The 26051-nt window shown below is 70.1% G+C and carries 20 protein-coding genes; 6 read left to right on the forward strand and 14 right to left on the reverse strand.

Translation table 11 applies throughout. The features are described 5' to 3' along the window. Positions 1-395 precede the first annotated feature (395 nt). Positions 396-1412 carry a magnesium/cobalt transporter CorA gene (gene corA, locus ACWCSU_RS13580; protein WP_357692817.1) on the forward strand — a complete coding sequence of 339 codons (1017 nt, stop codon included), beginning with the start codon at positions 396-398 and terminating at the stop codon, positions 1410-1412. A gap of 66 nt (positions 1413-1478) precedes the next feature. Here corA and ACWCSU_RS13585 read toward each other — a convergent pair whose 3' ends face one another. After that, positions 1479-2387 (reverse strand): glycerophosphodiester phosphodiesterase family protein, encoded by a 909-nt coding sequence (locus tag ACWCSU_RS13585; RefSeq protein ID WP_449935144.1) that lies wholly within the window; start codon positions 2385-2387, stop codon positions 1479-1481. 157 nt (positions 2388-2544) lie between these two features. Between ACWCSU_RS13585 and ACWCSU_RS13590 the strand changes: the two genes are divergently transcribed. Further along, a complete protein-coding gene (locus ACWCSU_RS13590; protein WP_449935146.1) occupies positions 2545-3192 on the forward strand; it encodes a GNAT family N-acetyltransferase in 648 nt (215 codons plus the stop codon). Here the strand turns inward: ACWCSU_RS13590 and ACWCSU_RS13595 are convergent. From ACWCSU_RS13595 to fbaA, 6 genes are all read right to left on the reverse strand, one after another. After that, positions 3185-3820: a restriction endonuclease subunit S gene (locus tag ACWCSU_RS13595; protein WP_449935148.1), complete on the reverse strand. Its 636-nt coding sequence runs from the start codon at positions 3818-3820 to the stop codon at positions 3185-3187. The two genes, ACWCSU_RS13590 and ACWCSU_RS13595, sit on opposite strands and share 8 nt — an antisense overlap. Beyond that, the gene (locus ACWCSU_RS13600; RefSeq protein ID WP_449935149.1) at positions 3814-5454 is read right to left on the reverse strand and encodes an N-6 DNA methylase; all 1641 of its coding nucleotides are present in this window, start codon (positions 5452-5454) and stop codon (positions 3814-3816) included. Before ACWCSU_RS13600 ends, ACWCSU_RS13595 begins: the two co-directional genes overlap by 7 nt. Beyond that, positions 5451-6092 carry a hypothetical protein gene (locus tag ACWCSU_RS13605; protein ID WP_397036296.1) on the reverse strand — a complete coding sequence of 214 codons (642 nt, stop codon included), beginning with the start codon at positions 6090-6092 and terminating at the stop codon, positions 5451-5453. The genes ACWCSU_RS13600 and ACWCSU_RS13605 overlap by 4 nt, the downstream gene beginning before the upstream one ends. Before the next feature lie 265 nt (positions 6093-6357). After that, a complete protein-coding gene (locus ACWCSU_RS13610) occupies positions 6358-7641 on the reverse strand; it encodes an adenylosuccinate synthase (RefSeq protein ID WP_449935152.1) in 1284 nt (427 codons plus the stop codon). Positions 7642-7758: 117 nt separating this feature from the next. Next, complete coding sequence (locus ACWCSU_RS13615; protein ID WP_364083010.1) at positions 7759-8169, reverse strand: DUF3151 domain-containing protein; 411 nt, start codon at positions 8167-8169, stop codon at positions 7759-7761. A 34-nt stretch (positions 8170-8203) separates the two neighbouring features. Then, positions 8204-9226 (reverse strand): class II fructose-bisphosphate aldolase, encoded by a 1023-nt coding sequence (gene fbaA, locus ACWCSU_RS13620; protein WP_352357541.1) that lies wholly within the window; start codon positions 9224-9226, stop codon positions 8204-8206. Positions 9227-9352: 126 nt separating this feature from the next. Between fbaA and ACWCSU_RS13625 the strand changes: the two genes are divergently transcribed. Beyond that, on the forward strand, positions 9353-10063 hold the full coding sequence (locus ACWCSU_RS13625; RefSeq protein WP_357692803.1) for a DedA family protein: 711 nt from the start codon (positions 9353-9355) through the stop codon (positions 10061-10063). A 54-nt stretch (positions 10064-10117) separates the two neighbouring features. Here the strand turns inward: ACWCSU_RS13625 and pyrE are convergent, their stop codons facing one another. Both pyrE and ACWCSU_RS13635 read right to left on the reverse strand, forming a co-directional pair. Continuing rightward, a complete protein-coding gene (gene pyrE / locus ACWCSU_RS13630; RefSeq protein ID WP_352357535.1) occupies positions 10118-10651 on the reverse strand; it encodes an orotate phosphoribosyltransferase in 534 nt (177 codons plus the stop codon). A gap of 10 nt (positions 10652-10661) precedes the next feature. Continuing rightward, positions 10662-11360, reverse strand: coding sequence for a hypothetical protein (locus tag ACWCSU_RS13635; protein ID WP_357692799.1), 699 nt, complete (start codon positions 11358-11360; stop codon positions 10662-10664). 113 nt (positions 11361-11473) lie between these two features. Between ACWCSU_RS13635 and ACWCSU_RS13640 the strand changes: the two genes are divergently transcribed. Both ACWCSU_RS13640 and ACWCSU_RS13645 read left to right on the forward strand, forming a co-directional pair. Further along, a complete protein-coding gene (locus tag ACWCSU_RS13640; RefSeq protein WP_397036301.1) occupies positions 11474-13813 on the forward strand; it encodes a sigma-70 family RNA polymerase sigma factor in 2340 nt (779 codons plus the stop codon). 186 nt (positions 13814-13999) lie between these two features. Continuing rightward, positions 14000-15250 carry an NYN domain-containing protein gene (locus ACWCSU_RS13645; RefSeq protein ID WP_357693539.1) on the forward strand — a complete coding sequence of 417 codons (1251 nt, stop codon included), beginning with the start codon at positions 14000-14002 and terminating at the stop codon, positions 15248-15250. A gap of 52 nt (positions 15251-15302) precedes the next feature. Here the strand turns inward: ACWCSU_RS13645 and ACWCSU_RS13650 are convergent, their stop codons facing one another. Together ACWCSU_RS13650 and ACWCSU_RS13655 are read right to left on the reverse strand one after the other, a co-directional pair. After that, positions 15303-15932, reverse strand: a complete 630-nt coding sequence (locus tag ACWCSU_RS13650; protein ID WP_357692795.1) for a response regulator — start codon at positions 15930-15932, stop codon at positions 15303-15305. A gap of 3 nt (positions 15933-15935) precedes the next feature. Then, the gene (locus tag ACWCSU_RS13655) at positions 15936-20129 is read right to left on the reverse strand and encodes a HAMP domain-containing protein (RefSeq protein ID WP_357692793.1); all 4194 of its coding nucleotides are present in this window, start codon (positions 20127-20129) and stop codon (positions 15936-15938) included. Positions 20130-20591: 462 nt separating this feature from the next. On the opposite strand from ACWCSU_RS13655, the gene ACWCSU_RS13660 reads away from it, so the two are divergent. Then, positions 20592-21794 (forward strand): PP2C family protein-serine/threonine phosphatase, encoded by a 1203-nt coding sequence (locus ACWCSU_RS13660; RefSeq protein ID WP_357692791.1) that lies wholly within the window; start codon positions 20592-20594, stop codon positions 21792-21794. 49 nt (positions 21795-21843) lie between these two features. On the opposite strand, the gene ACWCSU_RS13665 is transcribed toward ACWCSU_RS13660, so the two are convergent. The 3 genes from ACWCSU_RS13665 to rho all read right to left on the reverse strand — a co-directional run bounded on the left by ACWCSU_RS13665 (position 21844) and on the right by rho (position 25899). Further along, positions 21844-23610, reverse strand: a complete 1767-nt coding sequence (locus ACWCSU_RS13665) for a S9 family peptidase (RefSeq protein WP_449935156.1) — start codon at positions 23608-23610, stop codon at positions 21844-21846. Positions 23611-23755: 145 nt separating this feature from the next. Continuing rightward, positions 23756-24766, reverse strand: a complete 1011-nt coding sequence (locus ACWCSU_RS13670) for a putative RNA methyltransferase (protein WP_449935157.1) — start codon at positions 24764-24766, stop codon at positions 23756-23758. 20 nt (positions 24767-24786) lie between these two features. Then, positions 24787-25899, reverse strand: coding sequence for a transcription termination factor Rho (gene rho, locus ACWCSU_RS13675; protein ID WP_449935159.1), 1113 nt, complete (start codon positions 25897-25899; stop codon positions 24787-24789). Between the last annotated feature and the right edge of the window lie 152 nt (positions 25900-26051).

The following is a 26051-nucleotide window of genomic DNA, read 5'->3' on the forward strand; positions in this document are numbered from 1 at the left end:
GATGCCGGAACAAGTCCGCATCTTTGTGTGGTTCTACCTGATCCCAGAGCCCTCCGGCGAGTATCGTCGTTTGGGTTCACCCGCCTGTGGTAGGTTAAGGCGGCTTTGCGGCGTCTCTTGTGATTGGAGGTGGTCCGGGATGAATCCTGGTGATCCCAGCAGTACGTGCTCTCCCACGTACGCCCCAGTTACCCCCGACCACTCCAATCCGGCAGCCTGATCGTGCCTCCACGCATTTGTGTCGATTGAGGTGACTTTTCATCGCGCGTGGAGCGTGCCAGGTCGGGCGGAAAGGGACTGCCATGCGCTCGTCCACGCTTTTCCGTCGCATCAACCGTCACCCTGTTCAGCCGCACGTCGCACGTCCGTCGGCCAAGCCGGCGCGTGAGGTCTGCGTGCCCCCTGTCGACTCCATCGTCGAATTCGGCGCCTACATCCAGGGCAAGAAGGTCTGTGCCCCGGGCATCGTCGAGTCCCTCGAACTCGTACGCGAGCACAACAACAAGGCCGACGGCGCGAACGCGTTCGTCTGGGTCGGCCTGCACGAGCCCGAGGCGCCCGAGGTGGAGTGGCTGTCGGAGGTCTTCGGCCTGCACCCCCTGGCCGTCGAGGACGCGGTCAAGGCCCACCAGCGTCCCAAGGTCGAGCGCTACGGCGAGTCGCTGTTCATGGTCCTGAAGACGGTCGCCTACCTCGACCACGACGAGCTGACCGCCAACAGCGAGATCATCGCGACCGGCGAGATCATGGTGTTCCTCGGGGTCGACTTCGTGGTGACCGTGCGCCACGGCGAGCACTGCCCGCTCACCCTGGTCCGCGAGCGCCTTGAGGACAAGCCCAAGCTGATGAACCGCGGCCCGGCCGGCGTGCTGCACGCCATCGCCGACCACGTCGTCGACCAGTACCTCCAGGTGGCCGACCTGATGCAGCTGGAGCTCGAAGAGGTCGAGGCGACCGTCTTCGCCGACGTCAGCTCCCGCGACATCAACCGGATCTACCAGCTCAAGCGGGAGATGCTGGAGATGAAGCGGGCCGTCACCCCGTTGCAGTCGCCGCTGTCGGCGCTGCCGCAGCGCCGCGTCATCCCCTCGGAGATGCGCGAGTACTTCCGTGACGTCGGCGACCACCTGTCACGCGTCTGCGAGCAGGTCGAGGCCTCCAACGAACTGTGCAGCTCGATCCTTCAGGCCGCGCTGGCCCGCTCGAACGCCCTGGCCAACGAGGACATGCGCAAGATCTCTTCGTGGGTCGCCATCCTGGCCGTACCGACGATGATCGCCGGCATCTACGGCATGAACTTCGACTTCATGCCCGAGACCAAGCAGGTCTGGGGCTATCCGGCGGTGCTGGCCGTCATGATCACGGCCTGCGTGCTGCTGCACCGCGGCTTCCGCCGCAACGGCTGGCTCTGAAGCGGCTTTCGCCGCGACGGTCGACTCCGCGCGGCTTCCGCCGCGACGGTCGGCTCCGAGCCGCGCTCAGACGCTCACGGGCTTGAGCGGCCGAACCCCCTCCGGCAGCTCAAGGCCACGCTCGCGCCACAGCTCCCGCATGCGGTCGGGATAGTCGGTCACGATCCCGGCCACGCCGAGGTCGATCATCCGCCCGGCCAGGGCCTGGTCGTTGACCGTCCAGACCGCCACGTCGAGGTCCGCCGCGGCCGCCTGGGCCATCAGCTTCTCGTCGACCATCACGTGCTCGGGCGAGAGCGTGGTGGCGCCGGCCTCGCGGGCGGCGGCGGGGATGTCGTCGCCCAACCCGCCCTCGTGCCAGTGGAGCGTGTCGAGCTCGATCAGCGCGAACCGCCTGGTCGCCGGGGCGAGCCGGGCCGCGTGCCCGATGACGCGCCAGTCGAAGCTGAGGACGGCGGCGTTGCCCAGCCTGCCGTGCCGGTCGAGCTCCTCCACCACCAGCTCGGTGAACATCTCGGGGTCGGCCGTCAGCTCCGGCCTGGTGGGGTCGGACTTGAGCTCGACGTGCAGCCGTACGTGCTCGGCCTCGTAGGCGTTGACCAGCCCGAGCACCGCGCCGAGCGTGGGCATCCTGGTCTCCGGCATGGCGACCTGGGTGAGCGCGAACGGGTCGTCGAGGTGGCGCGGCAGGCGTACGCCCACGTCGAGCGTACGCAGCTGGGCGAGGCTGAGCGCGTTGATCGGCTTGCCCACGTACGGGAAGAGCGGATCGCCCTGCCGCAGCGGCCGGCGGTCGGCACTGGTGACGGCCGACACGGTGAGGTCGTGCGTGAGCACGAGGCGGCGATCGGCGGTGAGGGCGACGTCGAGCTCAAGCGCATGGACGCCGAGCTCCATCGTGCGGCTCAGCCCTGGCAGGGTGTTCTCCGGCCACAGGCCCCGCGCTCCCCGGTGACCATGAATCTCAACGCGCACACCGGGGACACTACCCGGCGCGAGCCCAGCTGAGGCAGTGCCACGCCGTGTCCTTTTTATCCTGCTACGCCCTGGTCGAAGGCTGAAGGCCGCCAAGCGGACCCTCCGGCCGCTTATTACACGATAAATGCAACTACCTTGCAATAAGCTGGAACCCATGACGGAGGTTCTCAAACACGCCCATTCCGCAACAGTCCGGGCATGGGTGGACGGCTGGGCGATCTCCCGCAGCGCACCGCGGCCCGTCCCCGAACCGTGGGGCCTCAGAGTGGACGTCGGCCTCCCCGGCCACGTGGCGCGGCACATCGTCGCCACCCCGACCCCGGAGATCCTGGCCCACCTGACCGGCACGCTCACCGTCCCCGGCACCTGGCTCAAGCTCTGCGCCCCGGCCGAGTCGGTCACTCCCTCGCTGCCCCCGGAGTGGTCCGTGCAGGAGCAGGAGTACATGATGACCACCGCTTCCCTGCCCCGCATCACCCCGAAGGCCCCCGCGGGCTACACCCTGGCCGTCACCACCAGGGCCGGGGTGACCGTGGCCCGGCTGCTCACGGCGGCGGGCGAGGTGGCGGCGCGCGGCCAGTTCGCCGTCGCGGGCCGCGCCGCCGTGGTCGACCAGGTGGAGACGGCCGCCGAGCACCGGCGCCGCGGCCTCGGCACGGTCGTCATGAACGCGGTCGCCGCCGCCGCCGTGTCCCGTGGCGCCCGCACCGGCATCCTGGTCGCCACCGCCGCGGGCCAGGCCCTTTACGAAACCCTCGGCTGGACCCTGCACACCCCGATGACCGCCGCCGTCCTCACCTGAGAGGACTTTCCTCTTCGGCCGCGATCGTGACCGTTCCGGAGAACAACAGCGGAATCGTCGCGTCCCGAAGAGCTGCGGTGGTCCTGGCGATCCGTTCGTGGGCCGCCACCTTCTCGTTCAGGACGTGGAGGGTGCGGCCGATCGAGCTTTGGACCTCGAAGGGGGCGAGCGCGACAGGCAGGGTGCCGAGGACGCCGGTGCTGACATTGGGAATGGGGCTGCGTACCGCGTTGCGTTCCAACCAGTCCAGCACAGCCGGATGGCTCAGGTAGGAGTCGAGGTAGCGCGCGTCCACGTCGCCACCGGGACGGATCCTGATGATGCCGGTGCCGAACACCCAGCCCTCATGCTCCGAGGTCGCCGACGCGTGCCGGCCGATCGCGCCGGTTCGCACACAGGCGATGTCTCCGGGCTTGAGCTGGTAGCGGGCCAGCCTTCCGCTTTCCTCGTCGCTCACGTGATCGAAGGTTCCAGTGATGCGACCGCCGACGAGATTCTTGGGTTTGATCACGGTAGTGCGCCCGTCAGGGCTCTCCTGCAGCGCGGCACCGGCCGTGAGTTCGCAGATCTCGGCGAGATTGGTCTCGGTCCAGCCGGCGGGCAACTCACCGATCAACGCGCTCACCATGTGAGTCTCTTCAACGCCTGGTCGGCTTCGGCGTCCGCCTTCGCCGCTGCCACATGCAACTGGTCCAGTTCTCGGAGCAGTGTCTCGACGTCCTGCCCTCCGTGCTCCGAACGGCTTGGAAGCTCTGGTCTGACGTACCTGCTGGGATTGAGGTTGTAGTTCTGTCGCCCCAGCTCCTCGATGGTCTCTGCCGAAGAGGGCGGCACCTCGCGCCGCGGCGCCCTCTCCGCGCGCCAGTCGGCGAGGACGCCGGCGATCGCTTCGTGATCCTCGTTCGACAGCTCACGTTGGTTGCGGCGGGAGAGCCGCCCCATCGCCGTCGCGTCCACGAACAGAACCTCCCGTCGCGGCCTTTCCTCCCGGCCCAGCACCCAGATGGTGGCGCCGATGCCCGTTGTGGGGAAGAGGCGTGGAGGCAGGGCGATGAGTGCTTCCACCATGCCGTCGTTCACGAGAGCCTTGCGAATCGCGCGCTCGCGTGGGTTCTCGGAGAAGGCGGTGCCGGGCACCATGAGAACCGCGGCTCTCCCGCCGGGCGACAGGCGTTCCAGCACATACTGCAACCAGGCGAAATTCGCGTTTCCGCGTGGAGGGGGGCCGTAGCGCCATGGCCGCCGGTACGCCGGATCGTCTTCGCACCAGTTTCTGACGTTGAAGGGAGGGTTTGTGATGATGTGGGAAAAGCGCTCATGAGGAGGCCCCGGGTCGCACAGCGCCTCCAGGGTCTGGATGCCGAGTCGGGCGTCGACGCCGTGCAGTTCCATGTTCATCCGGGCCAGGGGCAGGCTGTCCCGCTGGAGCGTGTCGCCACGGATCGTCAATTGTTGTTCGGGATCCGTCTCCTGCGCGCGCTCGACGGCCGCGAGAAGCAGCTCTCCGGATCCACAGCTCGGGTCATAGACCTGTGCCGGCGCCTCGGCTGCGGTGACGTCGACCAAGACACGCGCCACAGAGTGTGGTGTGTGAAATTCGCCGCTACGCTTGCCTTCCCATAGTGCGAAGCGATCCATGAAGACGCGAAAGGCCTCGGCGGCGCCTATCGTACGGACCGCCCTGTCAACGATGCCGGCGACTTCGGCGAGCATCCTGTGCCCGCGCTTGATGTCGGGCAGCATGCCGTCCATCTCCCATGCCAGCTTTCGCAGGGCGTCGGTGGCCCACGCCGACTCGCGTCCTCTGTCACCAGATGCAGCTGTCCAGCCGGCCCCGTCGCGTTCCCGCGCGTAAATCAGGCCAAGTACCAGATTGCGGTAAGAGCCCACGTCTCGGACGCCGCGCAAGCGCTCCAGGTCCCTCCACAAGTCCTCCTCGGGGGTCACCGGAGAAGCGGCGGCCGACAGCGCGGGTGGGGCATCCACGGTGCCACCCGGCTTCGGCGCCGCAAGGTTTCTCCGGAAGCGCTGGCCGAAGGTGGTTCCCAACTGTTCGTCAGGCAGCAGTCGATTGACCGCGATCGGCCGGTGGTCGAGCCAGGACGCGATCGAGTCGACAGGGAAGTAGTCCTCGCCGCCGATGCGCTCCGGTTGGGGGAACCCCTTGTGACGGCGTTCCCAGTTGCTCACCGCCGGCCGCTTCACCTGGGCGAGCCGAGCGATGTCGGGCCGCGACACGTAACCGTCGGGTGCGGCCGTCACCGCGCGCCTTCCGGACGGCGGGCCAGCACGCCGGGCAGGCGGTCGATGGTTTGGAGCCATGTGACGAGCTTCGGTTCGACGTGGCCGAGCAGGCGATAGATCTTGGCATGATCGGCAGCCAGATGCCGGTGGTGCACGGGCTCGTGATGCATGATCCGGTTACGCAGGAGCAGCATGGCCTGGAGGTTGTCACGCAGTGGCTCCCTGGCCCCCTTGTAATGCGGGAAGGCGCGGTGGAGAGCGGGCACCCACAAGTGGCGGTCATACCGACGTCCCAACAGCGACACCCAGAAGCCGAACGACAACTCGGCGACCACGTTGTCCGCGCCGGGGCGACGGTTGTTCCTGCGGTGCAACTCGTTCTCCACCCTGAGCACCTTGTCGGCGTCATGCTCCTGCAACGGAGCCACGTGCCACCAGTCGGCTCGCCCGAACCTCTCGCACAGTTCACGATGCTCGGCGTTCCGCAGGCTGATCTCCAACCAATGCAACGGCTGGTAGAACGCTTCGGACACTTCGACGTTCCACTGGTACAGATTCCAAGCAGGCGAACTGTCTCCGCTGAACGCGGCAAGGTACGGTGCGAAGCGTGGCTCGGAGATCGTTCGCTCGATCCACCCAGGCACGTCAGTACGCATGGCGAAACCCTCCAGAGCACGGCTGACTCGTAGCGGCACCTCGGGGTATGCTGTAGCTCGTACGCCCCGGGTCCGCCTCTGCTCCGCATGCCGCCCGGGGCACGGCTTTTTCTGCGATCGCAGTTGTACGAGCTGCCGCCTCAGAGGGCATTCGCTGCACCTTGACGGTATACCGCGCCCTTCCCACGATCAAGCGTATGGCAATACAAAAACTGTTAACCCTCGACGATAGGGGGACGGCAACGCCGTCCCCCTCACGCCAGCCTCAGACCAGCGAGCGGACCACGACGGTCTGGTCGCGGCCCGGGCCGACGCCGATCGCCGAGATGGGCGCCCCGCTCATCTCCTCCAGCGTCCGCACGTACGACTGCGCGTTCGGCGGCAGGTCGTCGAACGACTTGGCGTTGGAGATGTCCTCCTTCCAGCCCGGCAGCTCCTCGTAGACCGGGACCGCGTGGTGGAAGTCGGTCTGGGTCATCGGGATCTCGTCGTGCCGGACGCCGTCGACCTCGTACGCCACGCACACCGGGATGCTCTCCAGCCCCGACAGGATGTCGAGCTTGGTGAGGAAGTAGTCGGTGATGCCGTTGATCCGGGTCGCGTAGCGGGCGATCACCGCGTCGAACCAGCCGCAGCGCCGGTTGCGGCCGGTGGTGACGCCGTACTCGCCGCCCGTCTGGCGCAGCCACTCGCCCGTCTCGTCGGTCAGCTCCGTCGGGAACGGCCCCGAGCCCACGCGGGTCGTGTACGCCTTCAGAATGCCGATGATCTTCGTGAGCCGGTTCGGCGGGATGCCCGCCCCGGCGCACGCGCCCCCGGACGTCGGCGAGGAGGAGGTGACGAACGGGTACGTGCCGTGGTCGATGTCGAGCAGCGTGCCCTGACCACCCTCCAGCAGCACGAACTTGCCCTCGTCCAGCGCCTTGGAGAGCACGAGCGAGGTGTCGGCGATGTGCGGCTTGAGCCGTTCGGCGTAGGCCAGGTACTCCTCCAGCACGGCGGCCGGGTCGATGCCGCGCCGGTTGTAGACCTTGGTCAGCACCTGGTTCTTCTCGGTCAGGGCGACCTCGATCTTCTTGGCCAGGATGCCCGGGTCGAGCAGGTCCTGGACCCGCACGCCCATCCGGGCGATCTTGTCGCCGTACGCGGGGCCGATGCCGCGTCCGGTGGTGCCGATCTTGGCCTTGCCCAGATAGCGCTCGGTGACCTTGTCCAGCGCCTTGTGGTGCGGCATGATCAGGTGCGCGTTGGACGAGATCAGCAGGCGCTCGGCGGAGATGCCCCGCGCGGCCAGCCCGTCGATCTCGCTCAGCAGCACCCCCGGGTCGATCACCACACCGTTGCCGATCACCGGTACGACGTCCGGCGACAGGATCCCTGTCGGCAGGAGATGCAGAGCGTATTTCTGGTCACCGATGACGACGGTGTGTCCCGCGTTGTTGCCACCCTGATAACGGACGACGTAGTCGACGTCGCCACCGAGCAGGTCGGTGGCCTTGCCCTTGCCTTCATCGCCCCACTGGGCCCCAACGAGAACGGCAGCCGGCATTGTTCAGTCTCCCGAGCACAAAACGAAACCCCTGGCGCAAGTGCGACAGGGGCTCTTGCGTAGAGAGACTACCCGAGTCTGCCTATTCGTCCCAAGGCGCGTGCCCCCAATGGGGTGCTAACCCTTGGCCAGCGCCTCATATCCGGTGTCGGTGCTGTCCTTGAGGAACTGCAGGCAACGCTCGGCCTCGTCCTTCTCGCCGATGGACTGCGCGGCCCTGGACAGGGCGTAGAGGCAGCGCAGGAAGCCGCGGTTGGGCTCGTGCTCCCAAGGGATGGGACCGTGGCCCTTCCAGCCGCTCCTGCGCAGCTGGTCGAGGCCGCGATGGTAGCCCGTGCGGGCGAAGGCGTAGGAGGTGACGGCGTGGCCCTGCGCGAAGTATTCCTCCGCGAGCGCGGCCCAGGCCGCCGGGTGGGCCGGGAAGCGGGCGGCCACGTCGGCGGCCTTGGCTCCTGATTCGAGCGCCTCCCTGGCCTCGGGCAGGTCCGGCAGGTGAGTCGGGGGCGGCCCGGCGAGAAGGTTATCCATAGGACAAGTCATACCCGCCGTGCCGCCCAAGTGGCTAGGAGATCTTCGTCCCACTGCTCTTGAGGTTGTGGCAGGCCTCCGCCACGCGGGCCGCCATGCCGGTTTCGGCGCTCTTGCCGTAGGCGCGCGGGTCGTACGCCTTCTTGTTGCCGACCTCGCCGTCGACCTTCAGGACGCCGTCGTAGTTGCGGAACATGTGGTCGGCGATCGGCCGGGTGAAGGCGTACTGGGTGTCGGTGTCGACGTTCATCTTCACGACGCCGTAGGAGATGGCCTCGTGGATCTCCTCCAGCAGCGAGCCGGAGCCGCCGTGGAAGACCAGGTCGAACGGCTTGTCCTTGCCGTACTTGGCGCCGACCGCGTCCTGGATCTCCTTCAGCACGCTCGGCCGCAGCTTCACGTGGCCCGGCTTGTAGACGCCGTGCACGTTGCCGAACGTGGCGGCCAGCATGTAGCGGCCCCGGTCGCCGACGCCGACGGCCTCGGCCGTGGCCAGCGCGTCCTCGGCGGTGGTGTAGAGCTTCTCGTTGATCTCGCCGACGACGCCGTCCTCCTCGCCGCCGACCACGCCGATCTCCATCTCCATGATGATCCGGGCGCGGGCGCACTTGTCCAGGAGCTCCTTGGCGATCTCCAGGTTCTCCTCCAGCGGCACGGCCGAGCCGTCCCACATGTGCGACTGGAAGAGCGGGTCGAGGCCCTTGGACACCCGCTCCAGCGAGATGTCGATCAGCGGCCGCATGTAGCCGTCGAGCTTGTCCTTGGGACAGTGGTCGGTGTGCAGCGCCACCGTGACCGGGTACTTGGCGGCGACGACCCGCGCGTACTCGGCCAGGGCGGTCGCGCCCGTCACCATGTCCTTGACCGTCGTGCCGGAGAGGAACTCGGCGCCGCCGGTCGACACCTGCACGATGCCGTCGCTCTCGGCCTCGGCGAACCCGCGCAGGGCGGCGTTCAAGGTCTGAGAAGAGGTCACGTTGATCGCCGGATAGGCGAACCCGCCCGCCTTGGCACGGTCGAGCATTTCGGCGTAGACCTCTGGAGTCGCGATGGGCATGAGTCATCTCCCTGAGAAGTACGGCTTCGCGCCTGCCCAGTATCCCGGCTCCCCACCTCAACTGGTAGTGACAACGCGAGCCGGATGGCCACATCCGATTCGCTCGGCTCCAGGTAGGCTCACGGGGTGGACTGGCTCTGGAATCTCCTCGACCCGACGTGGTGGCTCACCATCCTCGGCGCCTTCGCCACCATCGGCGTGCTGGCCATCATCTTCGCCGAGACGGGTCTGCTGCTCGGCTTCTTCCTGCCGGGCGACTCGCTGCTGGTGGCGGCGGGGATCTTCAGTTCCGCGTCGCTGGTCGTGGGCGAGGCGCCGCCGATCTCCTTCCCCGTCCTGGTGATCGGCACACCGCTGTGCGCCATCGCGGGCGCCCAGCTCGGCCACTTCCTGGGGGCCAGGTTCGGCAGGAAGATGTTCGACAGGCCGGACTCCCGGCTGTTCAAACGCGAACACGTGATGCGGGCCGAGGAGTTCTTCCAGAAGTTCGGGCCGGCCAGGGCGGTGGTGCTGGCGCGGTTCGTGCCGATCGTCCGCACGTTCATGAACCCGGTGGCCGGCGTGCTGGAGATGCCCGCCAGGCGGTTCTTCCTGTGGAACGTCATCGGCGGCGTGGTCTGGGTCGAGGGCCTGGTGCTGCTCGGCTACTTCCTCGGCAGCAAGGTCGACCCCAAGCAGATCGACAAGTACATCCTGCCGGGCGTGTTCATCATCGTCTTCATCTCGCTGATCCCGATCATCATCGAGGTCGTCAAGAAGCGCCGCGAGCGCAAGCGGATGCCCCTGCCCAACGGCAAGCACCACCGCGTGCCCTCCAGCACCGACCCTCAGCACTGATCCCGCCGTCGACCGTCCCTCGCACCCCGGGTGAGCAGGGCGCGAGGGAGGCTGTCACAGTCCGAGGTCCTGGAGGGTGAAGGCGGTGCGGTAGTCGAGCCCCTCCTCCGCCATCCGCGCGCCCGCGCCCCGGTCGACGATCGTGGCCACGGCCACCACCTCGGCGCCCGCCTCCCGCAGCGCCTCGACGGCGGTCAGCGGCGAGCCGCCGGTCGTCGAGGTGTCCTCCACGGCCAGCACCCGGCGCCCCTTCACCTCGGGCCCCTCGATGCGGCGCTGCATGCCGTGCGACTTCTGCGCCTTGCGCACCACGAACGCGTCGAGCGTGCGCCCGCGCGCCGCCGCCGCGTGCAGCATCGCGCAGGCCACCGGGTCGGCCCCCATCGTGAGCCCGCCCACGGCATCGAAGTCGAGATCGTCGGTCAGGTCGAGCATCACCTTGCCGACGAGCGGCGCGGCCACCCCGTCGAGCGTGATGCGTCGCAGGTCGAGGTAGAAGTCGGCCTCCTTGCCCGAGGAGAGCGTGACCTTGCCGTGGACGACGGCCTTGCGCTTGATCTCGGCCAGCAGGTTGTCGCGGTCTGTCATGCGCCCAAGCTTAGGGTCCCAGGGTCAGCGTCCTGATGAGAGCGAGGGCCTGCGCGTGCGCGCGGGGGAGCCGGCGCACGCGGACGCGGGGGTGGCGGCCGTACAGGATGTCGGTGGTGCGCAGGCGGGCGAGCCGGTCGGGCAGCCGCTCGTCCTCCGTGGTCACCGCGCCCACGCGGACGGGCGCGAGCAGCGCCAGCGTCTCGCCGCCGGTGAACACCTTGCGCAGCGCCGTCGCCAGGTTGAGCGCCGCCGCCAGCCGCTCGGCCGGCTCGCCGATCGGCCCGTACGGCTCGGCCACCACCAGCAGGTGCCCGCCCGCGGCCGCCCCCCGGTAGAGCTCGCCCAGCCTGGTACGCAGGTAGCCCACCGTGGCCAGCCCGGTCAGCGGGTCCTCGCACCGCAGGTCGTTCATGGGCGCGAAGCTCTGCTCGGCCCACCCCGCCGCGTACGCCCGTACCAGGGGGAACGACGGCTCCCCCTGGTCGGTGACGGCGAACAGCGCCGCCAGGTCGTTCAGCCCCTCGGTGATCCCCACGCCCGCCTCCGCGCGCGCCGCCCCCAGCTCCTCGCAGGCGCGCGGCAGGTCGCCGCCGCGCGTCGCTGCCTTGATCGCGTACTCCACGGCCGGAGCCCACCAGTCGTCGGCCAGCGACCATCCATCCGCCGTGCTCCGGCCGCGCCAGCGCGTCCGCACGTCCTCGCCCATGCGTGCCTCCCCTAGGTCCTCAGAGGTAAAGACGGCGCTGCGGTTTAGTCATGACGGAGAATGCGGAATGATTGCGCGGGGCAACCCACCGTAATCGTGAGGTCACAATGAGTGTGGAATCGCCGCGTAGCGATGCCGACCTTCTGAAGGAGGTCAGGGCCGGAGACGCGACCGCGTACGGACGGCTCTACGAGCGTCACGTGGCCGCGGCCCGCGCGCTGGCCAGGCAGTTGGTCAGGGGCGAGTCCGAGGTCGAGGACGTCGTGGCCGAGTCGTTCACGAAGATCCTCGACCTGGTCGGCAGGGGCGGCGGGCCCGAATCGGGGTTCCGCACGTACCTGCTGACCGTCGTGCGCCGCACCGTCTACGACCGCGGCCGGGTCGAGAGCCGCCAGGTGACCACCGGCGAGATCGAGCGGTACGACCCGGGCGTGCCCTTCGCCGATCCCGCGCTCGTCGGCCTCGAACGGTCGATGATCTCCCGCGCGTTCCTGTCGCTGCCCGAGCGCTGGCGGGCGGTGCTCTGGCACACCGAGGTGGAGAAGTGCAAGCCCGCCGAGGTCGCGCCGCTGCTCGGGCTGTCGGCCAACGGGGTGGCGGCGCTGGCCTACCGGGCGCGCGAGGGGCTGCGGCAGGCGTACCTGCAGATGCATCTGCGCGCGGCGCCGCAGCACGAGTGCCGTCCGGTGCTCGGCAAGATGGGCGCCTACGTCAGGGGCGGCCTGGCCAGGCGCGACTCGCGAGCGGTCGACGACCACGTGAACGGCTGCGAGGAATGCCACGGCGTGCTGCTCGAACTGACCGACGTCAACCGCGGCCTGCGCGTCATCGTCGGCCCGTTGATCGCCGGGCCGGTGTTCGGCGGTTACGCGGCGGCGCTGGCCAAGGTGGGCGCGGCCGGCGGAGGCACGGGCTGGCTGCTGCGGCTGTTCGGGCTGCTGCGGCGGACGCCCTCGCGGCAGCAGGTCGTGGTGGCGGGCGGCGTGGCGGTCGCGTCCGCGGCGGTGGCGGCGTTCGTGCTGGTGTCCGGGGAGTCGCCGGCGGTCAGGCAGCCGGTGCCGCCGCCCGCGCCCGTGGCCCAGCGGCCTCCGGCGTCGGTGCGGCCGGTGCCGCTGCCCGTGCCGAGCGAGCCGCCCGCGCGCGTGCCGCCGCCGCCGGAGGAACCGTCGGGCAGGCCGCGGCTGCGGGCCACGATCGGCGCGCTCGGCGCCCTCGTGCGCGCCCAGCCCGGCATCGTCGGCATGCGCCTGCGCAACGACGGCGACGGCCCGAGCGGCGAGCTGGCCGCGACCGTCGAGCTGCCGCCCGGCGTGACGCTCCTCCCGTCCGCCCGGCGCGGCCAGGGGGTGGCGCTGCTCGATCCCGTGGGCACGGTCGACGGCTGGTCCTGCCGGCAGGCCGGTCAGGGCGCGCGGTGCGCCAGGCAGCCGCTCGCCGCCGGGCAGGGCACGGCGCTGTTCCTGCGCGTGCTGGTGTCGGAGCAGGCGCCGGAGGGCGCCGGGCCCGCCGTCCGCGTCGACGCGGCCGGCCTGCACGTCAAGGCGCGGGCCGAGCAGGGCGTGCGCACGGCGGGGGCGTCGGCCAGGTTCGCCACCGAGGGCAGGGTCGCCGTCAGGGCGATCGGCAACACGCTGCTCACCTGCCCCGAGGAGCACGACGGCTGCGCCGAGGCCAGGCGCCGCCAGGGCGACCAGCGCGACAACGACCTGTGGCCGATGACCGCGCTCGACCAGGACGCCAGCCCGGCCACCACCGCCTCCAGCGCGGCCCGGCTCACCCTGCCCAAGGACGGCCGGGTCGTGTGGGCGGGCCTCTACTGGTCGGCGAGCGGCGCGGCGGCGGGGCCGGTCAAGGTCAGGGCGCCTGGGCGGCGCACGTACGTGTCGGTCCGGCCCGACCACGTCACGACCCTCGACATGCCGCTCGGCCCGGCCTACCAGGCGTTCGCCGACGTCACCGCGCTGGCCGGGCAGGCGCGGCCGAGCGGCCTGTGGTGGGCGGCCGACCCGCCGATGGCGGAGGGGGCCTCCAGCCACGCCGGGTGGAGCCTGGTGGTGATCGTGTCCGGGCCGCGGCAGCCGTACAGCCAGGCCGTGGTGCTCGACACGGCCACCGTGATCGGCGGTCCGGTCAGGAAGGTGCGCATGCCGCTCGGCGGCCTGAGCCCGGCCGCCGCGCCCGCCAGGGCCGAGCTGGTGACCTGGGAGGGCGACGCCGACCTCGGGGGCGACAAGGTCTCGCTCGGCACCGGCGCGATCACCCCGGCGGGCGGCGACCGCGACCGCGCCAACGTCTTCGACGGCTCCTCCAACGGCGCCACGGGGATGACCTTCGGCGTCGACGTCGACACGGTCGACGCCGAGCTGGGCCGCGACCCGGGGCTGACGATCGTGGCCGACCGGGACGTCGTGCTGTTCGGCGTGGCCGCACTGAGCGTCAGGGCGCGCTCATGACCATGAACAGGACAAACTGGTACGGTCTGCCTAAAACCTCCGGTCGGACGGCGGCCCGCGGTCGAATCGTCGGGATTCACCCTCGCGCGATCACCTGCTTTCATTACCCTGAGAGAGGGCCGCCGAGTCCGGTCTCTGACGGTGCAGAGCCAGCAAGGTCGGACCACCAGGAAAGGGGCGGTGTCAGTGGATCGCTGCGCGCTGTTCGTGGACGCCGGCTATCTGCTGGCAGACGGAGCGATGGCCGTGCACGGCACTCGCCATCGCGAAGCCGTCGCCTGGGACTATCCCGGGCTCCTCCAGCTGATGACCAACCTGTCGCGCGAGCGCACGGGCCTGCCGCTGCTGCGGTGTTACTGGTACGAGGCGACCGTCGAGGGCCGCCGCACCCCGGAACACGACGCGCTGGCCGACATCCCGGGCCTCAAGCTCAGGCTCTCGCGCATCCGGCCGGGCCGCCGCGAAGGCGTCGACGCCCAGGTCCATCGCGACCTCATGACCCTGGCCCGCAACAACGCCATCTGCGACGCCGTCGTCGTCAGCGGCGACGAAGACCTGGCCCAGGTGGTGTGCGACGCCCAAGACCTCGGCATCAGGGTCACCGTCATCCACATCGCGGCCGACGGCGGGTGGGCCGTGTCCCGGTCGCTTCGGCAGGAGTGCGACGACCTGGTCGAGCTGGGCGGCGTCCACCTGCGGCCCTACGTCACCATGGTGAGCGGCGTCACCGAGTCCTCCAACGGTCACCACCAGCCGCTCAGCAACGGGCACGCCGCGCACTCGCTGCCGCCCGCCCCGCCGGCCTCGGCGCCGCCGTCCCCGACGGCCTCGCTGCCACCGGGCTCGTCGTCCTCGGGCAGCCACGCGGCCAGTCCGCCCTCCGGGAGCCACGCGGCGCCCTCCGCCGGGCAGCCGTCCGCCAACGGGCCCGCTTCCTCGGCCGGGCGGGGGCAGGCGTCCACGCCGCCGGTGCTGCCGTCCTACTCGGGGTACCAGGAGCAGCCGCCGTCCATCCCGCCGTCCGCCGCGCCGGCGACCGGGCCCTTGCAGCAGCCGCAGTCCGCCTCGCCCAGCACCGGGCAGTTCGCCACGCCGTCGTCGGGGGGCGCGTACCAACCGTCGCAGCTCGGGCCCTACACCGGGCCGCAGGCCGCCCCGGTCTCGCCGCCGTCCGCGGCGACCGCCGGGGCCACCACGCTGGCCGACGCCGTCAAGGCCGCCCACCGCGAGGGGCACGACTTCGGCGAGTCCGTGGCCCGCGACGCGCCCGCGCTGTGGCTGGAGGCCGTGCTCGCCCGCAAGCCCCGCATGCCCTCCGACCTGGAGGCCCGCCTGCTGCAGGGCTCCTCGCTGCCGATCGACTTCCTCCTGCACGACGAGGTCCGCCACGCCCTGCGCCGCGGCTTCTGGGACGCCCTCGAACGCGCCCGCCACTGACCACCACGCCCGGGCGCCGTAGGTGGCGGCCCGGGCGTCCGGTGGGACGGCGTCAGGAGAGCGCGTCGAAGCCCGCGCGCAGGTGGGTGAGCCGGTCGGCCAGGTCGCCCAGCGGGACGGCGAGCGCCGGATCCTGCGACTTGCGGGCCAGCTCCCGTACCCGGGCCAGCTCGTCCTCCGCGGCGGTGAGCCGCCGGGACAACTCCGGCAGGACCGAGGCGTGGTCACCCGCTCCCGGCGGCAACTCGGCGGTCAGCCGCTCCCGGAGCAGCGACGCCTGCTCGGCCAGTCGCTTGTTCATGTTGTAGAGCTCGGTGAACACCGACACCTTCGCCCGCAGCACCCACGGGTCGAACGGCTTGGTGAGATAGTCGACCGCCCCGGCCGCGTAGCCGCGGAAGGCGTAGTCGGGAGCGCTGTCGACCACGGTCAGGAAGATGATCGGGATGTTCCTGGTCCGCTCCCGCCGCTTGATGTGGGCGGCCGTCTCGAACCCGTCCATGCCCGGCATCCGGACATCGAGCAGGATCAGCGCGAACTCGGTGTTGAGCAGCGCCTTGAGCGCTTCCTCGCCGGACCTGGCGCGTACGGGCACCAGGTCGAGCGAGCTGAGGATCGCCTCCAGGGCGATCAGGTTCTCCTCGCGGTCGTCGACCAGGAGGATCTTGGCACGGTCAGGCATCGATCACGACCCTTCGGCGGTTGAGGGCGATGAGTCGTTCGTGGCTCCTCGCCCACGGCTGAGCCAGCCGCGCAGCCGTTCGAGCAGGCGGTCCACGTCGACCGGTTTGGGCACGTAGTCGGACGCGCCCGAGGCGATGCTCTTCTCGCGATCACCTCGCATGACCTTGGCGGTCAGCGCGATGATCGGCAGATCGGCGAACTGCGGCATGCGCCGGATGGCCGAGGTCGTGGCCCAGCCGTCCATCTCCGGCATCATGATGTCCATCAGGACGAGCGCGACGTCCTCGTTCCGTTCGAGCTGTTCGATCCCCTCACGGCCGTTCTCAGCGTAGACGACCGTCGATCCGTGCCGTTCCAGCACGCTGGTGAGGGCGAACACGTTGCGGATGTCGTCGTCGACGATGAGGATCTTGGCGCCGTTGAGCGGGTCGTCGCCCTGCCACTGGGCGGGCGTCTCCACCGGCGCCTCGACCAGCTCGGGCATCGGCATGTCGAGCGGCATGGGCGGCTCGGGCATGGTCGCGGCGGCGGCCTGCTCCTCGGCGGGCGAGGTCATGAGCTGCCGGCGCGGGGCCGTGCTGCCGTCGGTGGCGGCCAGCGGGCCGGTGTAGGAGGCGGGCAGGTAGAGGGTGAACGTGCTGCCCTTGCCCAGCTCGCTGTCGACGTGGATCTCGCCGCCGAGCAGTCGGGCTATGTCGCGGCAGATGGCCAGGCCGAGGCCGGTGCCGCCGTACTTGCGGCTGGTGGTGCCGTCGGCCTGCCTGAACGCCTCGAAGATGACCTCGCGCTTGTCGGGCGCGATGCCGATGCCGGTGTCGATCACCTGGAACGCCAGCAGGTCGGTGGCGTCGTGGAGGGTGTCGTCGTCGAAGTCGACGCCCCGCGGCGCCGCCGCGACCCGCAGCTTGACCTCGCCCTTCGGGGTGAACTTCACCGCGTTGGACAGCAGGTTGCGCAGCACCTGTTGCAGGCGCTGCTCGTCGGCCCGCAGCTCGCTCGGCACGTCGGAGGCCACCTCCACGCCGAACGACAGCCCCTTGTCCTGGGCCAGCGGCGCGAAGGCCGCCTCCAGCAGGTCGACCATCTTGGGCAACGACACCTGGATCGGATGGATGTCCATCCGGCCGGCCTCGACCTTCGACAGGTCGAGCATGTCGTTGATGAGCTGGAGCAGCGACGACCCCGCGCTGTGGATCGTCCGGGCGAACTCGACCTGCTGGGAGGTCAGGTTGCCCTCGGCGTTCTCGGTCAGCAGCTTGGCCAGCACCAGCAGGCTGTTGAGCGGCGTACGCAGCTCGTGGGACATGTTCGCGAGGAACTCGGACTTGTACCGCGAGGAGACGGCGAGCTGCTCGGCGCGCTCCTCCAGCGTGCGGCGGGCCTGCTCGATCTGGAAGTTCTGGATCTCGATCGCGCGGTTCTGCTTGGCCAGCAGCGCCGCCTTGTCCTCCAGCTCGGCGTTGGACCTGCGCAGCTCCTCCTGCTGCCGCTGGAGCTCGTCGGAGCGCTCCTGGAGCTCACGGGTGAGCCGCTGGGACTCGGTCAGCAGGTCTTCGGTGCGGGAGTTGGCGATGATCGTGTTCATCGTGACGCCGATGGTCTCGACGAGCTGCGTCAGGAAGTCGAGGTGCACCTCGCCGAACGGGGTGAAGGAGGCCAGCTCCAGCACGCCGAGCACGCGGTTCTCGAACAGGATCGGCAGCACCACGATCTGGGCGGGCGTGGACTGGCTGAGCCCGCTGTCGATGGTGATGAACTGCGGCGGCACGTCGTCGAGGATGATGTGCCTGCCCTCGGCCGCCGCCTGGCCGACGATGCCCTCGCCGATCGCGAACCGCCGGCGCGGCCCCCGGTCGGGACGCACGCCGTAGCCGCCGATCAGCGTCAGCTCGTGGTCGCCCTCGGGGTCGATGCCGTAGAAGGCGCCGTAGCGGGCCGAGACCAGCGGCGTCAGCTCGCTCATCGTCAGCTTGGCCACCTCGAACAGGTCGCGGTGGCCCTGCATGAGCCGGGAGATGCGGGCCAGGTTGGACTTGAGCCAGTCCTGCTCCTGGTTGGCCTGGGTGGTCTCGCGGAGGTTGGCCACCATCGAGTTGATGTTGTCCTTCAGCTCCGCCAGCTCGCCCTGCGCCTCGACGGCGATCGAACGGGTCAGGTCGCCCCGGGCCACGGCGCTGGTCACGGTCGCGATGGCACGCACCTGCGTGGTCAGGTTGCCGGCCAGCTCGTTGACGCTCTCGGTGAGCCGCTTCCAGGTGCCCTCGACGCCCTCGACCCGGGCCTGGCCGCCGAGCTGGCCCTCCGAACCCACCTCGCGGGCCACGCGGGTGACCTCGGAGGCGAAGGAGGACAGCTGGTCGACCATCCGGTTGATGGTGGTCTTCAGCGCCAGGATCTCGCCCTGGGCGTCGACGTCGATCTTGCGGGTCAGGTCGCCGTTGGCCACGGCCGTGGTGACCTCGGCGATGTTGCGCACCTGGTAGGTCAGGTTGTTGGCCATGAAGTTGACGTTGTCGGTGAGGTCCTTCCAGACGCCCGACACGCCCTGCACCCGCGCCTGGCCGCCGAGCTGCCCCTGCGTGCCCACCTCGCGGGCCACGCGGGTGACCTCGTCGGCGAACGACGAGAGCTGGTCGACCATCGTGTTGAGGGTGTCCTTGAGCTGCAGGATCTCGCCCTGCGCGTCAACGGTGATCTTCCTCGACAGGTTGCCCTGCGCCACCGCGGACGACACGGCCGCGATCTGGCGCACCTGCGAGGTCAGGTTGTTGGCCATCGAGTTGACGTTGTCGGTGAGGTCCTTCCAGACCCCGGACACGCCGCGCACCTGAGCCTGGCCGCCGAGCTGCCCCTCGGTGCCCACCTCGCGGGCCACACGGGTGACCTCGGAGGCGAACGAGGACAGCTGCTCGACCATCGTGTTCATGGTCGACTTGAGTTCGAGGATCTCGCCCTGGGCGTCGACGTCGATCTTGCGGGTCAGGTCGCCGTTGGCCACGGCCGTGGTCACCTGGGCGATGTTGCGCACCTGGTAGGTCAGGTTGTTGGCCATCGAGTTGACGTTGTCGGTGAGGTCCTTCCAGACGCCCGACACGCCCTTCACCTCGGCGCGCCCGCCGAGCTTGCCCTCCGTGCCGACCTCGCGGGCCACGCGGGTGACCTCGTCGGCGAAGGACGAGAGCTGGTCGACCATCGTGTTGAGGGTGTCCTTGAGCTGCAGGATCTCGCCCTCGGCGTCGACCGTGATCTTCTTCGACAGGTTGCCCTGGGCGACCGCCGTCGCCACGGTCGCGATCGAGCGCACCTGCGAGGTCAGGTTGTTGGCCATGAAGTTGACGTTGTCGGTGAGGTCCTTCCAGACGCCCGACACGCCGGTGACCTGCGCCTGGCCGCCGAGCTGGCCCTCGGTGCCGACCTCGCGGGCCACGCGGGTGACCTCCTCGGCGAAGCCCGAGAGCTGGTCGACCATCGTGTTGACGGTGTTCTTCAGCTCGAACATCTCGCCCACGGCGTCGACCGTGACCTTGCGGCTCAGGTCGCCCTTGGCGACCGCGGTGGTGACCACGGCGATGTCGCGGACCTGCGCGGCCACGCGCGAGGACATCGTGTTGACGGCCTCGGTGAGGTCGCGCCAGCTGCCCGACATGCCGCGCAGGTTGGCGCTGCCGCCCAGCCTGCCCTCGGTGCCCGCCTCGCGGGCGACCCGGGTGACCTCGGAGTTGAACAGGGCGAGCTGGTCGACCATGCCGTTGATGGCCTTGCCCAGGCGGCGCACCTCGCCGCGGGCCGACCGGTCGAGGTCGATGCGCCGCGACAGGTCGCCCTTGGCCACCGCGTCGATCACGTCGGCCGCGCCGCTGACCGGGCTGACCAGGGCGTCGATCAGCATGTTGACCGACTCGACGCTCTCCGACCAGGCCCCGACGCCGGGGCCGGGCGTCAGCCGCTCCCCGAAGCGCCCTTCCTTGACGACTTCCTTGCGAACTCTTGCCAGCTCGTTCGCGAGATGTTCGCGGCGATCGGCCACTTCGTTCAGCAACAGACGCACTTCACTGAGGATGCCGGGGGGCGCGTGAGGGACCCGACGCCGGAAATCGCCGTCACGCCAGGAGAAAAGGGTCTCCAGCACGGGAACGAGATCCGATTCTGTATAGGTCCTCTCCTCCGGGCTTGATGCGGCCTTGGCCGTGGTCATGGGGCCTCCTTCACTCGCGACGGGTCCCGGCGAGTGATTCAAGTCTGTCACGATGAGTAGCTCGTAGTCCTGCCCTTGGATTTACCCCAAGTCAGTGAGAAGTGTGGTAGGCACGATGGGATGACTGCATCTCCCCATGCGGTGCTGGCCGCGACCTTCGCGCCTGGCGATACCGCTGTGACGGCTGCGATGAGGTTCACGCGCGAGGTGATGACCGCGTGGGCCACCGTCAGCGTGCTCCACGCCGCCGAGCAGGTGGCCGGAGATCTGACGGAGCAGGTCTCTGACGAGCCGTTTGAGGTGATTTGGAAGCATTATGGAGATGCCGTCCAGGTCGAACTACGGCAGCGGATCACCGCTCACGGTGATCCGAAAGCTCCTTCCGTGCACGTGGAAGAGTGGGGAGTCACCTTCGCGGGCGATTCCCGTGTCCATTGGGCAAGGCTCACGCTACCCGGCTCGGTGGACCAGGTGGCCGCGGAATGGCTGGAGGAGAGCGCGCGGGGCCCTCACTGGCTCGGATTCCTGGCCGACGCGAGCGACCTGCTGGCCGGCACCCTCGACCCCGACATGGTCCCGGCGATCATCGCGCAGATCGTCGTGCCGCGCCTGTCGAACTGGTGCGCCGTCTACACCGCCGACAGCTCGGGCGGCCCGCTGCGGCTGGTCTACCTGTGGCACGCCGACGAGGCCCGCATCGACGGCCTGCGCGAGCAGCTCACGGACATGAACATCGGCGCGGCCGACACCAGGGCGACGTCCATCATCCACCTGAACGACTCCCAGGTGCTGGCCGTGCCGCTCACCGCGCGCGGCCGCGGGCTCGGCATGATGTGCCTGGGCCGGTCCGACCGCTTCCCCGACGACGTCATCCAGTTCGCCGAGGACATCGGCAGGCGCGCCGCGCTGGCCATGGACAACGCCCGGCTCTACGCCCAGCAGGCCGCCGCCAACCGGGCGCTGCAGCGCAGCCTCCTGCCGCCCAACGAGCCCGAGGTGCCCGGCCTCGACTACGGCGTCATCTACGAGCCCGCCGGCGAGGCCAACGAGGTCGGCGGCGACTTCTACGACCTGTTCAAGGCGGGCGACGACTCCTGGCGCTTCGCGATCGGCGACGTCTGCGGCACCGGCCCGGAGGCGGCCGCGGTGACCGGCCTGGCCCGTCACACGCTGCGCCTGCTGGCCCGCGAGGGCTACGGAGTGGCCGCGGTGCTCGGCCGGCTCAACCAGGCGATCCTGGAGGAGGGCGAGCGGGCCCGGTTCCTCACGCTGCTCCACGGCGACATCACGCCCGTGGAGTCCGGCCTGGAGGTGCGGCTGGTGTCCGCCGGCCATCCCGAGGCACTGCGGCTCAGGCCGAGCGGCAAGGTGGAGGCGGTGACCACGCCCCAGTCGCTGCTCGGCGTCTTCCACGAGGTCGTGTTCGAGGCCGACACCATCCATCTCGACCACGGCGATGTGCTGCTCGCGGTGACCGACGGCGTGACCGAGCGGCGCTCGGGCGGCCGGCTGCTCGACGACGACGGCGGCCTGGCCAAGCTGCTGGCCGAGTGCGCCGGGTTGTCGGCCAGGGCGGTGGCCGAGCGCATCCGCAGGGGCGCGGCGGAGTTCGCCGCCGAGCCGAGCGCCGACGACCTCGCCATCGTGGTCCTCCGCGCGCGCTGACCGCGCGGGAGCGCCCCCGCAGGAGCGCTCCCAAAACGTGCGCGAGAAGTCAGCCGATGTGTACGTGCTTGCGGGCGAACTCCAGTTGCAGGGCCGTCTGCGCGATGCGTTCGGCGACCACGAGCGAGCCGCGGATGGCGCCGTACGTGTAGAGCTCGTGCTCGCGTCCGTGCTCGGCCAGCTTGGCCACGTACTTCTCGATCTGGCGCAGCGGGCAGCGGGTGTCGTTCTCGCCGGCGAGGATCAGCAGGGGGCTCTTGATCTGGTCCACGTACGTGATCGGCGAGCAGAAGGCGTACCGCTCGGGCTGCTCGTCGGGGGAGCCGCCGAGCAGGGCGCGCTGGTAGGCGCGCAGGCTCTCGGCCTCGTCCTCGTAGCAGGTCTGGTGGCAGGCGATGGGCACCGCGGCGATGCCCGCGGCCCACAGGCCGGGCTGGACGCCGAGGCCGAGCAGCGCGAGATAGCCGCCCCAGGCGGTGCCGGCCAGGACCAGCCGGGAGGGGTCGATCGTGCCCCGGTCCACCAGCGCCCGGCGCACGGCGGCGATGTCGGCCAGCTCGATGTGCCCCACGTCGCCGTGGAGGGCGTCCCGCCAGGCCGAGCCGTAGCCGGTCGAGCCGCGGTAGTTGACGCGGACGACGGCGAAGCCCGCGTCCACCCAGGCCGCGACCTCGGGGGAGAAGCAGTCGCGGTCGTGGTCGGTCGGGCCGCCGTGCATGAGGAAGACCGTCGGGAAGGGCGCCGCGCCGATCTCGGGCTTGGACACCAGCGCGTGGATGCGCCCGCCGGGCCCCTCGACGTCGAGGTCCTCGACGGGCACGCTCGGCGGCGCCGGCGGGCCGCCCGCGTTGTGCACGACCTGGCCGTTGCTCGACCGGATGACCGGCGGGCGGGAGCCGCTGGACCAGGAGTACTCGATGTGGCCGCCGGGTCGCGCCGCGGCCTCGTCGATCACGCCGTGCGGAGTGTCGATGAGCGTCAGGACGCCGCCCGCCAGGTCGTAGCGGTGCAGGTAGCTGCGGGCGCGGTGGTCGCGCACGATCAGCAGCCCGCGGCCGTCGTCGAACCACTCGGCGGCCAGGTCGCCGGGGTCCTTCAGCCAGATCTCGCGCTGCTCGCCGGTGACCGGGTCCCAGACCAGGGGCTCGTGACGCTGGCGGCGCTCGTGCAGGGTCAGCAGGCGGCGGTCGCCGACCACCGGGGCGAAGCGGAGGCCGTGCACGCCCCTGTCGGGGCCGTCGTAGAGCTCGCCGACGGTCTCGCCGTGCTGGTCGACCACGCGCAACGCCGGACGGCGGAAGTCGCCGTACTCGCCGTGGTTGATGGCGATCAGGGAGCCGTCGAGGGACATGTCGGTCACCCAGGCGGCCTCGGCGTGCTCGTAGAGCAGCTCGGCCGGCGCGCCGGGGCGTACCAGGTGGATCCTGAACGTGCCCTCGCTGGCCAGGCTGATGGCGGCCAGACCGGTCGCCGACAGCGCGATGCCGCCCGGCTGGCCCGGCGGCAGGCCGGGGGCGGCCGGCTCGCTCGGACCGCCCGCGAAGGGCTGGCGCCACCAGGTGCCGAACTCGTCGCCGTCGGTGTCGGCGAACCAGTAGATCCACTGTCCCGCCGGGTCGATCGCCGCGTACGCGGTGCCCTTGGGCCGGTCGGTGACCTGGCGCACGACGCCGGTGCCCCGGTCCCAGGCGTAGACCTCCCACGTGCCTGTGGCGTTGGAGCGGTAGATGGAGCGGTTGGGGGCCTGGCGGGCCCACGTCGGCAACGTCATGCGTGACGCGCGGAACCTGGCCTGCCAGCGTTCCTCCGCCTTCATCCGGCGCGCCCCCTCCCATCGATGGCCCGCGCCCTCTGGGTGCGGGATGCCGTCCAGTATTACGCCTGAGTCCGGGAAATACTCGGGGAATGTGGGGGAATTTCGTACTAAATGCCCCATCAGTAACACCAGTCGCAGATGCCCGTCAAGGAACAGGTCTTGAACGAGGCTCAGGCTCGAAGATAGACAGATGAAACGCGGCTCTGACCGTAACTTTATTCTGGCTATTCTTGGCATGCCGGCTGAAATAGCCTGATATGCGGGCTGTCAGCTCGGCGGAATCAGTGTGCCACGCGCTCGGTCCCATTCCCACGACCTGGATCAGTTCATCCTGTCCGAGGTCCATGTCGAACTCGATCGTGCGCCGCCCGGTCTGGGCGAACCCGTCCATGCTGCGGGCGACCCGGCGATCCTTCTCCTCGTCCACCGAGAGCAGCCCCAGCTCCTCGACCAGCGGGCTCAGATGCGCCGCCGCCGGCGTCGCGACGATCGCGGCCCCGCCAGGACGCAGAATTCTCCGGAACTCGGGCCCGTTCCTGGGCGCGAACACATCGATCACCACATCGGCCACCCCATGCCGGATCGGGAGCGGCCGCCACACGTCCGCCACGAACGCCCCCAGCCTCGGATGCGCCCGCGCCGCCCGCCGTACGGCGTGCTTGGACACGTCGAACGCCATCCCGATGCCATCGTCCACCGCGTCCAGCACGGCCGCCAGGTAGTGCCCGGTGCCCGTGCCGGCGTCGACGATCACCGGTATGGCCCTGCCCGCCGCGCCGCGATCCTCGACGGCCGCCGGTTCACCTTCTGAACCGGCTTCCACTCCCGCCCCACCGTACGCTCTCGACCCGGTTTCGTCATTCGATTCAGTAGAAGATTCACGTTTTTCTGGAGTTGCCACCCTGGCGCGCACGGTCTCCGCCAGCGCCTCGGCCAGTGGCGCGTAGTGCCCGGCCGTCAGGAACGCGGCCCGCGCGGCCACCATCGCCGGGCTGTCGGCGGTGCCGGGCGGGCGTGACCCGGTGAGCAGGCTGACGTACCCCTGCTTGGCCACGTCGAAGGAGTGTCCCTGGGCGCACCGGAGGGCGCCGTCGGCGAGCTCCACGTCCGCGCGGCAGACGGGGCAGATCAGGTGTTCGACGATGTCGGCCAGCATGCGCCCATTCTCCAGCGGCCTCACGCCGCCGCGCGCAGCGCCTCCAGCAGGAACGCGGCGTTGGACGGCGTCGTGCGCAGCTTGCCGATGAGCGTCTCCAGGGCCTGCTGCCGCTCCAGCCCGGCGAGCGAGCGGCGCAGCCGCCAGATCGCCTGCCGCTCCTCGGGGTGCATGAGGATCTCCTCGCGCCTGGTGCCGGAGGCTTCCAGGTCGACCGCGGGGAACAGGCGGCGCTCGGCCAGGTCGCGGGCGAGGTGGAGCTCCATGTTGCCGGTGCCCTTGAACTCCTCGTACAGGCTGTTGTCCATGCGGGAGCCGGTGTCCACGAGGGCGCTGGCGAGGATGGTCAGCGAGCCGCCGTCCTCGACGTTGCGCGCCGCGCCGAAGAAGCGCTTGGGCGGGTAGAGGGCGCGGGCGTCGATGCCGCCGGTGAGCACCCGGCCGCCGCCGGGCGCGAGGTTGTTGTAGGCCCGGCCGAGCCGGGTCAGCGAGTCGAGCAGCAGCACGACGTCGCGGCCGCCCTCCACCAGGCGCTTGGCCCGCTCGACGGCCAGCTCGGCGACGGCGGCGTGGTCGCGGTCGGGGTGGTCGAAGGTGGAGGCGAAGATCTCGCCCTGGACGGAGCCGCGCATCTCGGTCACCTCCTCGGGGCGCTCGCCCACGAGCACGACCATGAGGTGGACCTCGGGATGGTTGCGGCTGACCGCGGCGGCCAGCGCCTGCAGGACCATCGTCTTGCCGGCCTTGGGCGGCGCCACGATGAGACCGCGCTGTCCCTTGCCGATGGGCGCGACCAGGTCGATGACCCGGGTGCTGAGCGATCCGGCCTCGATGACCAGCCGCTCGTCCGGATGGACGGGCGTCAGCTCCTCGAAGTGCGGCCGGCCCCGCCACTTGGTCAGGCCGTTGACCGACTCGACGCCGGCCAGCCTGTTCCCGGCCACGGAGGCGACGACGTGGTCGCCGCGCCGCAGGCCGAGCTGCTTGACCTTCTCGGGAGGCACCCGGACGTCGCCCGGCCCCGGAAGGTGTTCCGCGCGGATGAAGGCGGACTTCTCGTGCACGTCGAGAAGGCCGCTCACCTGCCGTACGGGCGTTTCCGCGCGCTGTTGCGGAATGGTGTGAACAGTCATGAAGAGCCCCTTTGGGGGAGATGCGCCGAACCATGGCCGGCGAGTTCGATGAGGAAGCCGGGCCGGGAAAACCGAGGCGGGCTTCGATGTGGAAGACCAGCGGAGCTGACAGCTCAACGCTTGTGGGCAAGATACCACACGTTCCGCCCCAT

The sequence above is a fragment of the Nonomuraea sp. NPDC001699 genome, from assembly GCF_053596455.1.

Excerpts from the sequence above, each read along its gene's own strand:
- ACWCSU_RS13590 (WP_449935146.1), top strand. The coding sequence starts at position 2,545 with ATGACGGAGGTTCTCAAACACGCCCATTCCGCAACAGTCCGGGCATGG.
- ACWCSU_RS13595 (WP_449935148.1), bottom strand. The coding sequence starts at position 3,820 with ATGGTGAGCGCGTTGATCGGTGAGTTGCCCGCCGGCTGGACCGAGACC.
- ACWCSU_RS13605 (WP_397036296.1), bottom strand. The coding sequence starts at position 6,092 with ATGCGTACTGACGTGCCTGGGTGGATCGAGCGAACGATCTCCGAGCCA.
- ACWCSU_RS13610 (WP_449935152.1), bottom strand. The coding sequence starts at position 7,641 with ATGCCGGCTGCCGTTCTCGTTGGGGCCCAGTGGGGCGATGAAGGCAAG.
- ACWCSU_RS13615 (WP_364083010.1), bottom strand. The coding sequence starts at position 8,169 with ATGGATAACCTTCTCGCCGGGCCGCCCCCGACTCACCTGCCGGACCTG.
- fbaA (WP_352357541.1), bottom strand. The coding sequence starts at position 9,226 with ATGCCCATCGCGACTCCAGAGGTCTACGCCGAAATGCTCGACCGTGCC.
- pyrE (WP_352357535.1), bottom strand. The coding sequence starts at position 10,651 with ATGACAGACCGCGACAACCTGCTGGCCGAGATCAAGCGCAAGGCCGTC.
- ACWCSU_RS13635 (WP_357692799.1), bottom strand. The coding sequence starts at position 11,360 with ATGGGCGAGGACGTGCGGACGCGCTGGCGCGGCCGGAGCACGGCGGAT.
- ACWCSU_RS13650 (WP_357692795.1), bottom strand. The coding sequence starts at position 15,932 with ATGCCTGACCGTGCCAAGATCCTCCTGGTCGACGACCGCGAGGAGAAC.
- ACWCSU_RS13655 (WP_357692793.1), bottom strand. The coding sequence starts at position 20,129 with ATGACCACGGCCAAGGCCGCATCAAGCCCGGAGGAGAGGACCTATACA.
- ACWCSU_RS13665 (WP_449935156.1), bottom strand. The coding sequence starts at position 23,610 with ATGAAGGCGGAGGAACGCTGGCAGGCCAGGTTCCGCGCGTCACGCATG.
- ACWCSU_RS13670 (WP_449935157.1), bottom strand. The coding sequence starts at position 24,766 with ATGCTGGCCGACATCGTCGAACACCTGATCTGCCCCGTCTGCCGCGCG.
- rho (WP_449935159.1), bottom strand. The coding sequence starts at position 25,899 with ATGACTGTTCACACCATTCCGCAACAGCGCGCGGAAACGCCCGTACGG.